Source organism: Metabacillus endolithicus, from assembly GCF_023078335.1.
GTDB lineage: Bacteria > Bacillota > Bacilli > Bacillales > Bacillaceae > Metabacillus > Metabacillus endolithicus.
This window is the reverse complement of the sequence record NZ_CP095550.1, coordinates 2,271,657-2,285,698: the sequence shown is the minus strand read 5'-3', so window position 1 is coordinate 2,285,698 and position 14,042 is coordinate 2,271,657. Positions and strand designations below refer to the sequence as shown.

Annotated in this window: 14 protein-coding genes; 10 read left to right on the top strand and 4 right to left on the bottom strand. The window is 36.1% G+C overall.

Going from position 1 to position 14,042, the window contains the following annotated elements:
* Nucleotides 1–185: 185 nt before the first annotated feature.
* The 5 genes from MVE64_RS11840 to MVE64_RS11820 all read left to right on the top strand — a co-directional run bounded on the left by MVE64_RS11840 (nucleotide 186) and on the right by MVE64_RS11820 (nucleotide 4,884).
* Nucleotides 186–1,568, top strand: coding sequence for an ABC transporter substrate-binding protein (locus tag MVE64_RS11840; RefSeq protein ID WP_247346601.1), 1,383 nt, complete (start codon nucleotides 186–188; stop codon nucleotides 1,566–1,568).
* A gap of 90 nt (nucleotides 1,569–1,658) precedes the next feature.
* Entirely contained in the window at nucleotides 1,659–2,204 is a 546-nt protein-coding gene (locus MVE64_RS11835) for a carbohydrate ABC transporter permease (protein ID WP_247346600.1), read from the top strand.
* Nucleotides 2,186–2,596, top strand: a complete 411-nt coding sequence (locus tag MVE64_RS11830; RefSeq protein ID WP_247346599.1) for a carbohydrate ABC transporter permease — start codon at nucleotides 2,186–2,188, stop codon at nucleotides 2,594–2,596. Before MVE64_RS11835 ends, MVE64_RS11830 begins: the two co-directional genes overlap by 19 nt.
* Nucleotides 2,593–3,426, top strand: coding sequence for a carbohydrate ABC transporter permease (locus tag MVE64_RS11825; RefSeq protein WP_247346598.1), 834 nt, complete (start codon nucleotides 2,593–2,595; stop codon nucleotides 3,424–3,426). Before MVE64_RS11830 ends, MVE64_RS11825 begins: the two co-directional genes overlap by 4 nt.
* Nucleotides 3,427–3,438: 12 nt before the next feature.
* Entirely contained in the window at nucleotides 3,439–4,884 is a 1,446-nt protein-coding gene (locus MVE64_RS11820) for a glycoside hydrolase family 32 protein (protein ID WP_247346597.1), read from the top strand.
* A gap of 130 nt (nucleotides 4,885–5,014) precedes the next feature.
* On the opposite strand, the gene MVE64_RS11815 is transcribed toward MVE64_RS11820, so the two are convergent.
* Together MVE64_RS11815 and MVE64_RS11810 are read right to left on the bottom strand one after the other, a co-directional pair.
* A complete protein-coding gene (locus tag MVE64_RS11815; RefSeq protein WP_247346595.1) occupies nucleotides 5,015–5,518 on the bottom strand; it encodes a sigma-70 family RNA polymerase sigma factor in 504 nt (167 codons plus the stop codon).
* A 504-nt stretch (nucleotides 5,519–6,022) separates the two neighbouring features.
* Nucleotides 6,023–6,349 (bottom strand): hypothetical protein, encoded by a 327-nt coding sequence (locus tag MVE64_RS11810; protein ID WP_247346594.1) that lies wholly within the window; start codon nucleotides 6,347–6,349, stop codon nucleotides 6,023–6,025.
* 355 nt (nucleotides 6,350–6,704) lie between these two features.
* Between MVE64_RS11810 and MVE64_RS11805 the strand changes: the two genes are divergently transcribed.
* Both MVE64_RS11805 and MVE64_RS11800 read left to right on the top strand, forming a co-directional pair.
* Nucleotides 6,705–8,249 carry a sodium:solute symporter family protein gene (locus MVE64_RS11805; RefSeq protein WP_247346593.1) on the top strand — a complete coding sequence of 515 codons (1,545 nt, stop codon included), beginning with the start codon at nucleotides 6,705–6,707 and terminating at the stop codon, nucleotides 8,247–8,249.
* 2 nt (nucleotides 8,250–8,251) lie between these two features.
* A complete protein-coding gene (locus tag MVE64_RS11800) occupies nucleotides 8,252–8,482 on the top strand; it encodes a hypothetical protein (RefSeq protein WP_247346592.1) in 231 nt (76 codons plus the stop codon).
* A gap of 41 nt (nucleotides 8,483–8,523) precedes the next feature.
* On the opposite strand, the gene MVE64_RS11795 is transcribed toward MVE64_RS11800, so the two are convergent.
* Together MVE64_RS11795 and MVE64_RS11790 are read right to left on the bottom strand one after the other, a co-directional pair.
* Nucleotides 8,524–9,309, bottom strand: a complete 786-nt coding sequence (locus MVE64_RS11795) for an SH3 domain-containing protein (RefSeq protein ID WP_247346591.1) — start codon at nucleotides 9,307–9,309, stop codon at nucleotides 8,524–8,526.
* A 26-nt stretch (nucleotides 9,310–9,335) separates the two neighbouring features.
* A complete protein-coding gene (locus tag MVE64_RS11790) occupies nucleotides 9,336–10,172 on the bottom strand; it encodes a hypothetical protein (RefSeq protein ID WP_247346590.1) in 837 nt (278 codons plus the stop codon).
* 510 nt (nucleotides 10,173–10,682) lie between these two features.
* Between MVE64_RS11790 and MVE64_RS11785 the strand changes: the two genes are divergently transcribed.
* The 3 genes from MVE64_RS11785 to MVE64_RS11775 are packed head-to-tail and all read left to right on the top strand — an operon-like array spanning nucleotide 10,683 to nucleotide 13,797.
* Nucleotides 10,683–12,104: a sensor histidine kinase gene (locus tag MVE64_RS11785; RefSeq protein ID WP_247346589.1), complete on the top strand. Its 1,422-nt coding sequence runs from the start codon at nucleotides 10,683–10,685 to the stop codon at nucleotides 12,102–12,104.
* Between the two features lie 47 nt (nucleotides 12,105–12,151).
* Nucleotides 12,152–12,415: a sensor histidine kinase gene (locus MVE64_RS11780; protein ID WP_247346588.1), complete on the top strand. Its 264-nt coding sequence runs from the start codon at nucleotides 12,152–12,154 to the stop codon at nucleotides 12,413–12,415.
* Nucleotides 12,412–13,797, top strand: a complete 1,386-nt coding sequence (locus MVE64_RS11775) for a response regulator (RefSeq protein WP_247346587.1) — start codon at nucleotides 12,412–12,414, stop codon at nucleotides 13,795–13,797. Before MVE64_RS11780 ends, MVE64_RS11775 begins: the two co-directional genes overlap by 4 nt.
* The last annotated feature ends 245 nt before the right edge of the window (nucleotides 13,798–14,042 follow it).

Below are 14,042 nucleotides of genomic sequence, written 5' to 3'. Positions count from 1 at the left end.
GAGTATAATATATTGTTATTATACCATATAAAAATCAAGTATTAGAAAAATCAGGTTATCACATAAAGATCACTGAAAACGCTTTAAATTACGTATTGACTTTTATATACACCTAGCGTAACATGAAAACCAGGAAACGTGAATACGTTTTCACCAATTATTCAGACTGGGGGGTCTATGAAAGTATGAAAAAGCTATTTTTGTATGTTTCAATGTTGGTTTTATCTTTTTCGTTAGTTGCGTGTAGTTCAAGTGAAACAGGTGGTAGTGATGAGAAGATTGTGATTTGGACACAGGCTGCTGCTGATCATCCTGAGGGAAAAATGTTTGCTGAACGAGTAAAACAGTATAACGAGGAGCATCCTGACAAGCCTCAAGTTGAAATTCAAAACATTACACGTGCAGGAGCAGGATCTGGTTATATTGATAAGCTGAATGCAGCCATTACAGCGAATGATATGCCGGATATTTTTACATTAGATGGTCCTGATATCGCTGCGTACGTAGATTCTGGACTTCTTGGTGAATTAGACGAATATATGAGCGAAGGATTTAAAGAAGGATTTACTGAATCCATCATTGCTCAAGGTACAGTTGACGGAAAGTTTTACGGAATGGGTTATTCAGATTCAGGGGTAGCGATTATGTATAACGAAGATATGATGAATGCATTGCCTGAAGATATAAAAGAATTAGTACCTGCAGCTGATGAGGATTGGACATGGGACCAATTCACGGAACTTGCTAGAAAGGTAGATGATTTTGCAAAAAGTTCAGATGATCCTGCCTTTAAAGATTATGAAAGTGCAGTAAGCTTGTTATTGCCAGATATTACAGCAGGTGCATATGAAACAGGAACGTATTACTTTACACCAGTGCTTTGGGGCAACGATACAAACATTGTTGATGAAGACGGTGTGACAGTCGATGGTGTTTTAAACAGTGAGAAAAGTGTTGAAGCTTTAACGAAATTTGCCAAGTTATTTGAGGAACCACAGCTTGCAAGTGCATCTGAATCAGAAAAAGCCTTTCATTCTGGAAAAACAGCTTTATCTGTAAGTGGTTTCTGGTATGTTAGTGAATTAACAAGTAACTATCCTAATCTAAAATTCAAAACAGTTCGTTATCCTAAGATGAATGATGACTATGATGGCTTATACACTCCATCAGGAAGCTGGGCATTTGTGAGAAACGGGCAAGAGGAAGATGAAGAACGTATTAAGCAGGTTGTTGAAGTGATGGAATGGCTAAACAATGATGAAGCATCAGAGGAATATTATCACGCAAATGGATCGATCCCTACTCGTGTAAATTCTATTGATGTCATTGATACGAATACTGACAATCCTTATCATAATGAAGCTTGGTCGGTGTTGAAATATCAAGTTGAAAACACAAATAAATCTCGTCCTGTTTCACCAGGATATCCATACTTATCTGAAACATTTGCGAAAGATGTGATTTTAAAAATCGGCCAAAATAAAACAACAGACCCAGCAACAATTAAAGAATACTTAGATGAAGCAGTGAAAAAGATTGATATAGAGTTTGAGAAATATAAAAAATAACTAGCTGGAAATGAGGTGAGGTGCTGACCTCGCCTCTTCCATACCATAAAGACCTTGGTAAAGGACCGAGCGAAAAAAGGGTGTGATGTGATGAAAACAGTGAAAAATTTCGTGAAGATCAGAAATACAACAGAGCATTACCGAAATAGTGAGCATTATAAAAAAGGTGAAGTGGTTTCAGCGTTTGGTTTTCTAACTCCTGCAATGATACTTGCCATTTTATTTATTGTTTTACCTATCTTTCTAGCTTTTACGTATGGATTTACAGATTACTATTTATTAAAGCCGAATGATAAGCAATTTATTGGCTTGGAAAACTTCAAAAGAATGCTAACAGATGAAGTGTTGATACAAAGCTTTTTAAACACCATTAAATTCGTTGTGGGTGTGGTTCCACTTCAGCTTGCTATGGCACTTGGCCTAGCATTAATCATTAATAAAAAAGTGAAGGGTGTAGGCTTTTTTCGAACAGCGTACTTTTCACCAGCTGTGTTATCCCTCGTTGTTATTTCCATTCTTTGGACGGTTTTGTTAAACCCAACCTCTGGATTAATCAATGAAATATTGGTGAATATAGGAATTCCAAAGCAGCCTTTTTATCAAGTGCAGATCAAGCGATGTATACCATTGTGGTGATTTCAGCATGGTCAGGTTGTGGATATCAAATGATGATCTTCTTAGCTGGATTAAAAAATATTGATGGAAGCTTATATGAAGCAGCTGACATTGATGGGGCAAATGCGTTTCAGAAGTTTTTATATATTACCATTCCTTCATTAAAACCCATATTAATGTTTTTAGTCATAACAACAACGATTCAAGCCTTCAAGCTAATTGTCCAACCGATGGTCATGACCGGTGGTGGACCAGATTATTCAACAATGACTATTCTTCAATATATCTATGAATATGGATTTAGACATCGAAACATCGGATATGCCAGTGCTGTGACTCTTGTGTTTACAATTTTCCTAGTGTTTGTTTCGATGGTGATTAAAAAATTATTTAGAGAGGAGCGGGCAGCATGAAGATCATCAAAAAACTATTATTTTATATCCTAGCAACCTTAATTGCCCTGCAATTCTTAATTCCTCTGCTATGGATGGTGCTATCTTCTTTTAAAATTGACGAAGTGATTTACAGAGATATTGGATCAATCTATGCAATTTTGCCAAGGTTTTCTGATTTATCGTTAAAATCTTATACAGAATTACTAGGATTTTATAATATCTTTAAAAACGTTGGAAATAGTTTGATTTACGCGTCCTTAACAGTCGTGTTTGGGTTAACAATTAATTCCTTAGCAGGATATGCTTTAGCACGATTTGTCTTTCCGTTTAAAGATTGGATTTTGATTTTTATTATTGCGTTGATGATTGTCCCGATAGAGGCAACCATTCTTCCGTTGTTTTTAGTTGTTAATGAAATGGGATTAATCAACACTGTTCCAGGCTATTTATTGCCATTTGTCGTGAATGTGATGAATATTTTCCTTTTTAGACAGCACTTTTTATCTTTTCCAGGTGAGTTGATTGAATCTGGAAAAATTGATGGATTAAGTGAGATTGGTTGTTTTTTCCGGATTGTCATTCCTTCTAGTTTAAATATGTATATAACAGTAGGAATACTAACCTTCTTAGCATCTTGGAATGATTTCTTATGGCCGGTTATGGCGCTATCAAATGCGGACTTAATGCCAATTCAAGTAGCACTAAATGCCATTTTTAGTGATACGTATAATATTTACACAAGTCATATCATGGCTGCGTTAACGATTGTGACAATTCCGATTGTTATTTTATATATCATTTTCCAAAAATATATTGTTGAAGGCTCGATGCAGAGTGGAATTAAATAAGCGAGGTGCAAAATGAATAAATTACAAAAAGCAAATGACTATATCCAACAAAACAAAAACAACGTAAATAACCGTCCAATTTATCATTTTTCACCTGAAATTGGATGGATGAACGACCCGAATGGCTTTACTTTTTATCAAGGAAAATACCATTTGTTTTACCAATATAACCCTTACGATATTGTCTGGAGTGATATGCATTGGGGGCATGCTGTAACCGAGAATTTCATTGACTGGGAATACCTCCCTGTGGCGATGGCGAATGACAAAGCCTATGATGCTAATGGTTGTTTCTCAGGAAGTGCGATTGAAAAGGATGGAAAGCTATATGTCATGTACACGGGTCATGTTGATCCGAACTTAGGCTTTGATAAAGTAGAATCAGAGATTTCAGAACGCCAGTGTATTGCGATATCTGAAGATGGAATTACTTTTGAAAAACATAAGTTAAACCCTGTGATCGGTGAAAAGCAGTTACCAGAAGACTATTTAATTTGTGACTTTAGAGATCCAAAGGTTATGGAAGTGAATGGTGTCTATTATTGTGTATTATCTGTTCGAAATACTCAAAGGCGCGGCGAAATTATTATGTTTAAATCACTAGATTTAGTTCAATGGACCTTTCATTCATCCATCTTTCAATCATCCTTTGAAGAAAACAAATTATTAGAATGCCCAGATTTGTTTAGTGTCGATGGAAAGGATGTTCTTTTATTCTCTGAAATGCCATGTGATCCCCAGTTTGCAAAGGATGTACAAAATACAACCGCTTATGTGATTGGGGAGATGGATTTTGAGAAAGGGATTTTCACTCCGGAACACAAGGGCTTACTAGATTATGGGCAAACCTTTTATGCGCCTCAATCAACAGAGGGTAAGGATGGAGAACGGTTGTTAATTGGATGGATGCATCGCTGGAACCAAGAAAATCCACCAAAAGAATATGGATTTAATGGAATGATGTCATTACCGAGGAAATTAAACGTGATCAACGGACAGCTTGTTCAACAGCCGTTTATTGATACACAGAACTACTTTTCTCCTTCTGTTATTGGTGAGAATGTGCATTTGGGAGAAGAAGAAATACTCATCGAAGGGAAAACAACAGGCTTTTTGGAAGTCGTTGTGCCTAAAACAAGTGGAGAACTCATAATTAAGCTCAATAAGGCCGAAGAAAAGTCAACAAATATCAAAATAGATGTTGAAAAGAATGTTTTGCTCCTATCATCAGATTATGGTGATGAAGGTAACAACATCAATTTGGAGGAACTATCGACAAACAACGATGAAGATCTCACGCTATCTATCTATATTGACTTACATTCTATTGAATTATTTATCAACTCGGGAGAAAAAGTAGTTAGTTTTACGGCTTATGATCGGGATAAAGGGAAGGACATTCTGTTAGTTGGTGGAGAGAGTACAGTGTTGAGGAAGGTTGTTTATGGAAGTAGGTAGAATTACGAATATATAAAGAGATAGTAAAGGTGTAGAGCGTATAAAAATAAATGCTAAAAGAACTTTAATAAGAACTAGGGACATCTTTCATTTGTCCCTAGTTTTTTGTTGAGAACAAGATCGATTTATATTAAAAAATATCCTTTGAAAAATGCTTTTTTAGGTTATCTAGCGCATTCCTTCGCCAAGCCTTCACGGCTGAAATTGATACTCCTTCTTCCTCAGCAATTTCAGTTGGTGTATACCCATAAAGACAGTAACTATTGACCCATTTCATTTGATTTTCTGTAAGGTGGGAGGAAAGCTTTTCAATCAGAGCCTCCCAGTAAACATCTGAAGCTCGATCATTACTAACTTCATCTATATCCCAGAACGCCTTAACTTGATTGTCTCTTTCAAACTGCATTTTATCCTTGGAAAGAGCCATTTTCATATGGCCAAGAATATAAGAATAAGCATAAGACTTAAATTCCCCTTTTTCTTTATTAAATCGAAGGAAGGCCTCCCATAATGCTATACATCCTATCTGATAATAATCCTCTTTATTATTGTAAATGGACAACCTTTTCATAGCATGATAAATCATTGGCTCGAATTGCTGATGCACTTCCTCATATTCCAATTCACTGCACATGTAAGAATCCTTCTTAAGAATGCATTCTTATTTGTATTCCGCGGTAAGTTGAGAATATCAAGCTATGACTCTAGTGGGTAATTGGCATATGAAGCAGATAAGCGGAGATTTTGCTCTGTTATGGCGTATATTGCCTAGGGTATATAGATCATGTTGAAGATGTATTGGCAGGGGGTTTTACAAATATGATCCTTTTTTAGATTTTAAGACCTATCCGGAATTTGCCCGAATACTAGATAACAAGAAAACCACCCTTTGCTTTTAAGAGTGGTCTTCGACATTATCGATATATGGGCAATAACTAATCTAATAGCAGAGGTTACTTCATTAACTCTTTTCAGGTAGCGGTCCTAATAAAATCCCATGATCATCAAGAAAGTAATTACTCCTCTAAGCTGGAAGACAATCTTCCAGACTCAAAAAAAGACTCATAGAGGCTCCGAATTTCTGGTTGAGCAATCGATTCTGAGACATATGAAATGAGAGATGGATCCTCGACATTATTCAGTTCTGAAAATAAATAGTCCATATTTCTTTTTCCTTTAATAGGCTCAATGAGTAAATTTCCCCCCACTTTTTGATAGCGAGCTCTAGAGTTGTAGAATTATAATGAATCAAATTGTACTGCTCGGTGAATCTGTCCATTAACAGAGTAACAGTATCAAGCGAGTAATCTAATTCAAAGGCAATTTGCTTTTTTGTAATCTGATAGATTCCAATATGATTTGTACATGAATTCGTCAGAAGATATAAGTAAAAAAGCTTATCCTCTCTGTTCATTAAAGATGCACTCTTCCAAAAATAGGTATTTAACATTTGTCCTGTTTTCATTTTAACCACTTTCCCTTCTCTCAAATATTGTTTTCGTAGACTATATATAGAAAATTAGAGAAATAGTAGCGTGTGTTTTACAAAAAAATAAAAAAATGTAATTCTGGATGTTGATTCATATGAAATTTCAGCACTAAATCATGAAAGTAAAAGGTTCCCTTGTTGAAACAACTAGTTATGCTTCTATTTTTAAACTCTAAAGAAACCACCCATAAAATTACAATGTCAGAAAACCTAACAAGTCGTTTGATTAATAGTTAGAAAATTCACTATACTTAGTCATGTTAGATTTAATCACATTTAATTTATTTGGAAGTAAGTGTTTTGTTAGCTTTTAAAAATGGGAGGTAGGTTCATGTTAACGTCAACAACGGGATATATGATTTTACTTATTTTTGGTGTGTTTTTTACTGGTTTGACAATCATTATGCAGCGTCGTTCGAAGACAAAGATGACTGCTGAGGAATTTAGTACGGCTGGGCGAAGTGTGGGAACCCGGTTAGCTAGTGCATCGATTATTGCAGCTTGGACATGGGCAGCAACATTAATGATGTCTTCATCAACAGGTTTTCAATATGGTATTAGCGGGCCGTATTGGTATGCGGCAGGAGCTTGTATTCAAGTATTGTTGTTTGCCATTGTTGCGATTCATTTAAAACGAAAGGCGCCAAAGGCACATACGTTTTTAGAGTTTATCGGAAAACGATTTGATCAAAAAAATCATAAGCTAATGATGTTTTTTGCTCTTATGACAAATATTATTGTAACAGCGATGGTTATTTTAGGCGGCGCAATTGCTCTAAATTCATTAACGGGAATGAATGTTTATGTGGCGGCACTTCTCATTCCACTTACATTTACAATCTATACGATGATTGGCGGCTTAAAAGCATCATTTATTGCAGATTATTTAAATACGGTCATGATTTTTGTTATTTTAACGATTTTTGCAACTGTTGTGTATATGAAGTTTGGTACAACAACAATTTATGAAGGGTTACGCGCTTTACCAGAATCACAGCAAATGCTAACGATGGCTTCAGTACCAGGACTTCTGTTTGGAATGATTAATATTATTGGTAACTTTGGTACGGTATTTGTGGATCAGTCGTATTGGCAACGAGCGATCGCGAGTAAGGATAGTGCAGCATCAAAAGCATATATTTACGGTGGGGTTGCATGGTTTTCGATTCCGTTTGCGATTGCCACATTCTTAGGGGTAACGGCAGCGGGACTTGGCTTAAATATCACGGATCCGGATGCATCTGCACCGTTGATGGCAGCGGAATTACTAGGTAGCGTAGGTTCGATTTTGTTTTTAGTAATGTTGTTCATGGCCGTTATGTCCACAGGTGCAGCAGAGCTAACAGCTATTACAAATATTATTGTCACAGATATTTATCGTAAATCGATTAATCCAACAGCAAGTAGTGAAAAAACATTAAAGGTGTCACGTATTGTTACATTAAGCTTCGGACTTGCAATGGGTATTTTATCGGTTTTACTGTTTAATATTGGAATCGGTCTAGGCTTTGTGTATATGGCGATGGGGATCTTTGTAAGTGGTGCGGTTATTCCGTTAACAATTGGTCTTCTTTGGAAACGTGCAACGAACAACGGCTGTTTTTATGGGGCTTTAGCTGGAATGGTATCTGGTATTACGGTTTGGTTACTTTCTGCTCATATGCTATCCGGAGAAATTACAGTCGAATCGCTAGGTCAACTCCATGCAATGCTGTACGGAAATGTCACGGTGTTTGTTGTGAGTGGTGTGATCTCAATAGGTCATGCTTTAATCTCCAAACAGGAATTTGATTTTGAAGCAATGAAAGATCAATTCAAAAGCTTTGATGAAGAAGAGAAGGAACTTCAGCTTGCAACAGAAAGAGAGGTTATCTAATCATGGAAGATAAGCAATTGATGAAAGATGCCAAGATGTGCACGCGCTGGGCGCTAGGGTTAACGTTTATTCTGATCTTTGCTTTCCCAGGTACCATGTTTTTGACTGGCTACAATTATACATTACAGTTTTTCAAAGGTTGGACGTATCTTGCTTTTGCTTGGCTGGTCATAGCGGGACTTTATATTTCAATTCGGCCGTGGGTGGAGGTTTATTTGGAAAAAAGACAATAAAAGGGGCAAAAAAAGTAGGTGGTGCCATTTTAAGGCGCCACCTACTTTTTTACCACAATCCTCGAAGAAACCCAACCAATCTTACCTGTTGGTGTTTCCACTTTCAACCATCGTATTCCAGTTTCGTCATACTCCTCTTCACCGAGGTACGTCACTACTTCCCCAGTTGAGAAATTCCCAACAATTTTCCCTTTTAGTGATGGGGTGGAGCGAATATTTCCACCTTCTTTAAAGTCCTTTGTTAACACAAACTCAATTGGATTTATTTTAGCAGTCGCTTGATTTACCCCACCAAGAATCTTATTTTGTGTATCACTTAATTGAAATCCGAGCTCTTTTTCTACCTTTTCTGTTGTGACCCAGTTGTCAAAGCGATGCCAGGTTTCTGAGTAGGATGCTGTTGGATTATTCACAACTGCGAGCGGCAGTAATATGGCTGACATGATGGCAACAGTTCGTACAATTCGATTGGCTAGAATACTGTTTCTCTTACGTTTTCTTGAAAGATCTGATACCTTTGTTAGTCCTTTAATAATCAGAGCAAAAACCTCTTCACTACCTTCAATCCAAACTGGAATATGATAGCTACCATTCTCTCTTTGTTTTGCCAAATACCTATGAAATCCTACCATCACCGGGTAGGAGAGCAGCTCGACTACCTTTGTTAAAAGAATTGCCGTCCATTGAATAAGTTTCGGTGTTAGGCGAATGATGATTGGCCGTGCTACAAGTATGACTAGAAAAACAGTAAGACCAATTCGCAGCCATATGGGCAGAAGGGCTAGAGGGACCCATAGCCAAAATACTTGATTCATAATCGATTCCACTTGTATGACTCTCCTTTTGTGAATCTCTACCTCTCAAGAGGAAAATACAGGTTCATTTTCGTCAACTGTCTTCTTGCTTCAACCTCATCTACAGTTGGATCTAACAGCATGGTTCTAACCTGTTCCTGAACTTCCATCCGAAATCTTTCTTCATTCGCAATCCGATTTTTAATAATGTCAGCAGCTGCTTCGTTTTTCTCAGCAATAAGCAGGGCATTAAAAAGATTACCAGATTTAATTTCTTCTTGAATTTGTGACGCGATAAAACGGGCATCCTCAAGCTCATATTCTTGCAAATATCGTTTAAGCTCCCGATCTTTGTCCACTTCGCGGAACATTTTATCGTGCTCTTGATCACTGCTGCTTTGCTTCACAAGAACGTTGATGTCAGAAACAACAATGCCCACCTGCTTAAGTCCTGTCACCATTGATGAGTGCTCATGAAGGTCCTCGATATGCTTTTTCACTCGTTTAATATCTTCAATTGAATAATCAACTGTGATTTCTTCAAGCCAATATGGAAGCTTTTTCTTAATAAACGCAACAATTTCTCCGGCTCCTTGCTGCACAAGAGAAATAGGATCAACAACCTTGTAATCTATCGATAAATCAATCTGAAAGCTACGGCCGCGGTCAAGGGACGGATACTCACTTATATCTTTAAAGTTCTGGACACTCATATCGACAATATAAACTTTTGTATATTTACCTGCGCGTAAATCACTTCGAGAAAGGCGATCTCCGTTCTTAACAACCTCATAGTTATGCTCAGCATTTTCATAAACAAATGCTTGATTCATAGACGAAGCGGGCGGTTTTTCAAAAAAACTAAATTTAACGGGTTGTACTTCAATTAGATTCATATGTAACCTCCTGTATTCGAAAGCTAGAAAAACTACCTTGAAAAGATGTATGATGCTCGTTCGAGAGTTATGACTGAAAGTTGTCCGTTAGACGGAATTATTATAGAAGTATTATACAGAAACGGAGGCGAAGTTCCAAGGTGGTGTGACTTATAAGGTTATGAGATCATTAACTGATTGCAAAACTAATAGAAAAGAAGCTCCAGTTCCTTGGTGTAAAACGGATTGGAGCTTTTTGTGTATGATTAAAATAGTAATGCAAGTTTTGATACCACTTTGTACAGATATTGATAATAGCTCAAATTTGGTATAATATTCAGAATATATTAAAGTGATATCCTGGTTGTTCCGTTCATTTCCCATTGGTATAGTAAATAAGATAAAGGCAACAGAGAAAACAGAATTATCATTAAAAGAGCCAATAGTCTATTAATCAATTAAGCTTACATAATTAGCAGTTTTTGAAAGCGTTAACATTCTTGTGTTACTAAAGGGGGTGAGAACATTGTGATGAAGAACTTAATAGTCAATCGTTTGAGCCAAGTCACGTTTAAAAATAGAATTATCGTTATTTTTCTGATCAGTACCTTCATTCCATTTATTTGCCTAGGTGTGATCTCTTTTTACACAATAGATTCCATAATAGATAATAAGGTCGAAAATTCGATTCAAAGTAACTTGAAGCAGGATTTAGTAACATTAGAGAATTCTTTAAATAATATAAATCACGTTTCGCAACAGTTAGCATTTGGTGGCAGGGTGACTTTGTTGTTAGAGGCATTACAAAAGGAAACAGAACCATCTCAACGGATCGAGTTACTAAGTGAAATCAAAAGTGAAATCAACTTGATTTCTTTTTCTAACCCGAATGTTGGGTTAATTATGTACTATTATCCTGAAACAGGTTTACATGATTTCGAAAATTTTAGGCTTCGTGATGATTTTTTACCGGAGCAGCTTCCAGTTATGGCTAAATATTCGGGAATTACCTATTATGGTCCACATAAAAGTTACAGTGGCTATATTAATCAATTTGTATTTAGCTCCATGCGTAAAGTGAATATATCAAATCACAATATTTATTTATACATTGAAACAGGTCGGAATGCTTTGGAAACCTTATTTGCTCCTCAAAATCGTAAAGATGATTCACGGAGGTTACTCATTCTTAATAATGAAGGAAGAGTGACGTTTAGTGAAAATAAAGATGTTTTTCCTGAGAATAATATGTTTCCTGGATACAGCTCTGAAGCCAAATCAGGATATTATGATACGTACTTTTGGAGTAAAGAAACAAGTAATCAAGGGTGGAGTATTGTTTCGATCATCCCGGTTAAAGAACTTAACCAGGAACGAAATAAATGGCTTCTTCAAGTTTCAATTATTTTTATTGTCTTCATTTTAATTTCATTATTATTTGCCTGGTTTTTATGGAAGATGGTATACAACCCTTTGAATAAGTTCAATAAAGAAATTAAAACGTTAATCCAAACGGAAACGCAAAATACAGAAGTAACAAAAATACCTGAATTTGATTATTTGCTCAATCAAGTAAGAACGATGAAAACGAAGATTTGGGATTTATATAGAGAAGTTGAACAAAAAGAAAAACGAAGAGCAGATTTAGAGGTAGAGAAATTATTATATCAAATCAATCCACATTTTCTCATGAATACACTCGATACCGTACGTTGGCTTGCTGTTTTTAACGGAAACAAAGAAATTGATAAGCTTGTTCTCTCTTTAAATAAATTGCTGAGCTACAATCTTGGAAAAATGGGTGAAGAAACAACGGTTGAGAAAGAAATACAAGCAGTCAAAGAATATCTACAGCTACAGCAAATTCGCTATGATTTTCAATTTGATGTTGATATTGATGTAGATGAAAACACGATGGGGATTTCCATTCCTCGATTCATTCTTCAGCCCTAGTGGAAAATGCTCTTTATCATGGTGTTAGTGATAACGGATATATTCATGTGGATATTAAACTAATGGACAACCTTCAAATTACAATTCAAGATAATGGATCGGGAATGTCGAAAGAAGAGATTGAAGCTTTACTTCTTGATCAAAAAGATGAAAGCCAGAAGGTGGGGATGGGAATTGGGATGAGATATGTAAAGCGAATTCTTGAATCGAATTATGGAGATAAAGCTAAGTTAGAAATTAAAAGTGAGGTTGGAAAAGGCACGATTGTTTCTATATTCCTACCTGTATCCGGGGGTGAAAATACTCAATGATACGAGTTTTAGTTGTAGATGATGAAAAAATTGTTCGTAAAGGACTAATCTCATTTATGCCTTGGGAGGATTTTGGCATGATTGTCGTGGGTGAAGCCAATAATGGTGAGAAAGCCCTTGAATTTATGGAAACGAACAAGGTTGATTTATTAATTACGGACTTAGCTATGCCTGTTATGTCAGGAATTGAATTGATGGAGGAAGTAAGCCAAAGGTATCCACATATCCAAATTGTTGTTCTAACATTGCACCAAGATTTTGAATATGTGCAGAAGGCCCTTCGCATGGGAGCAGTTGATTATATTGCAAAAACAGAGTTAGAAAAAGAACAATTTGAGGATGTTCTAGAACGAATTGTTTCATTAATAGAGCAGAAAGATTCTTTAAAAAGACAATTAACAAGCGAAGAGGAAATCGAGGAAACAAATGATTTAATTGTTTTATACGCCTTAAACCTCCAAAAAGATGAAGCAAAAATAGATGCTTCTTTATTAAAAAGAGCCTTCGAAGCAGATATAGGCATATGGTATTGGACAGATATGCTAGAACGAGAAAAAGAATCCATACTTGAATGGATGAACTCAAAGTTAGAATATGCTCTCATCGTGTTTCAAAATCTAAAAGGAATGGATCGAAAGTCAATTTTACAACTTCTTCGTGGATATCAAAAGAGCGACTTGTTTTATGATTATGACCCAGTACAGCCTTTTCAGATTGTTCAAAGTGAAGAGCTGTTAGCAAAGGAAAAGAAAGAAACGAAATATGATTTAAATAGGATAAAAGAAAAGTGGCTTTCCGGTGAGTGGATTTATGATGATGCTGTGTTTATAAACATGCTTCATGAGCTTAAAGCAATGCGGATGCAGCCAATACGACTAACAAGGTTTTTTTATTCGTTAACAGATGAATGGAACAGGCTTTACAGTCAAATCTTGTCTGAACCGATCACCATAGACGACTTTCTGTCCAGCTGGTTCCATTTTGAGATATGGTTAAAGGAAATAAGAGAGATTATCAAAGTGATAAATACGAAGACTCCTTATTCAGATGAAATTCATGATAGCATCATGCGAGCCGTTACATTAGCGCAAAAAATGATTGATCAGCCTTTAACAGCAGGGGAGATTGCTAGAAAAGTGAATATGAGTAGCAGTTATTTTAGTCAGTGTTTTAAGGATATTATTGGTCAAACCTATACAGATTATTTAAGGGAAATTCGCATGGAAAGAGCAAAAGAATATTTACGTAACTCTACGAAAACGATTCAGTGGATTTCAGAGAAGGTTGGGTATAACGATGAAAAGTATTTTAGCAGACTGTTTCGGGATTATGTAGGAGTGTTACCTAGTGAATATAGAAGAACAGATTCAAAGGGTAAATAGGAGGTAGGAATCGTTCGGAATAAAGCTGACTTTATTTCGAGCGTTTTTTTTATTCCAAGAGTCCCCACAGTTGAAAACAATAAAAAGGGTAGAAAACGTTCGAAAAGAAGGTAGACATTTTTTGAACGTTTTTCTATTTATTAGAAAATAATGAACTTTATTTGAAATCGCTCTCTAACTCGAAGAAATAAGGTGTCGTGGTATATTGAAAGCGTAAACAAAAATGAAATATAAAGAGGGGGAGA

Coding starts and splice junctions, on each gene's coding strand:
- MVE64_RS11840 (WP_247346601.1), top strand. CDS start 186: ATGAAAAAGCTATTTTTGTATGTTTCAATGTTGGTTTTATCTTTTTCG.
- MVE64_RS11835 (WP_247346600.1), top strand. CDS start 1,659: ATGAAAACAGTGAAAAATTTCGTGAAGATCAGAAATACAACAGAGCAT.
- MVE64_RS11830 (WP_247346599.1), top strand. CDS start 2,186: ATGTATACCATTGTGGTGATTTCAGCATGGTCAGGTTGTGGATATCAA.
- MVE64_RS11825 (WP_247346598.1), top strand. CDS start 2,593: ATGAAGATCATCAAAAAACTATTATTTTATATCCTAGCAACCTTAATT.
- MVE64_RS11820 (WP_247346597.1), top strand. CDS start 3,439: ATGAATAAATTACAAAAAGCAAATGACTATATCCAACAAAACAAAAAC.
- MVE64_RS11815 (WP_247346595.1), bottom strand. CDS start 5,518: ATGTGCAGTGAATTGGAATATGAGGAAGTGCATCAGCAATTCGAGCCA.
- MVE64_RS11810 (WP_247346594.1), bottom strand. CDS start 6,349: ATGAAAACAGGACAAATGTTAAATACCTATTTTTGGAAGAGTGCATCT.
- MVE64_RS11805 (WP_247346593.1), top strand. CDS start 6,705: ATGTTAACGTCAACAACGGGATATATGATTTTACTTATTTTTGGTGTG.
- MVE64_RS11800 (WP_247346592.1), top strand. CDS start 8,252: ATGGAAGATAAGCAATTGATGAAAGATGCCAAGATGTGCACGCGCTGG.
- MVE64_RS11790 (WP_247346590.1), bottom strand. CDS start 10,172: ATGAATCTAATTGAAGTACAACCCGTTAAATTTAGTTTTTTTGAAAAA.
- MVE64_RS11785 (WP_247346589.1), top strand. CDS start 10,683: ATGAAGAACTTAATAGTCAATCGTTTGAGCCAAGTCACGTTTAAAAAT.
- MVE64_RS11775 (WP_247346587.1), top strand. CDS start 12,412: ATGATACGAGTTTTAGTTGTAGATGATGAAAAAATTGTTCGTAAAGGA.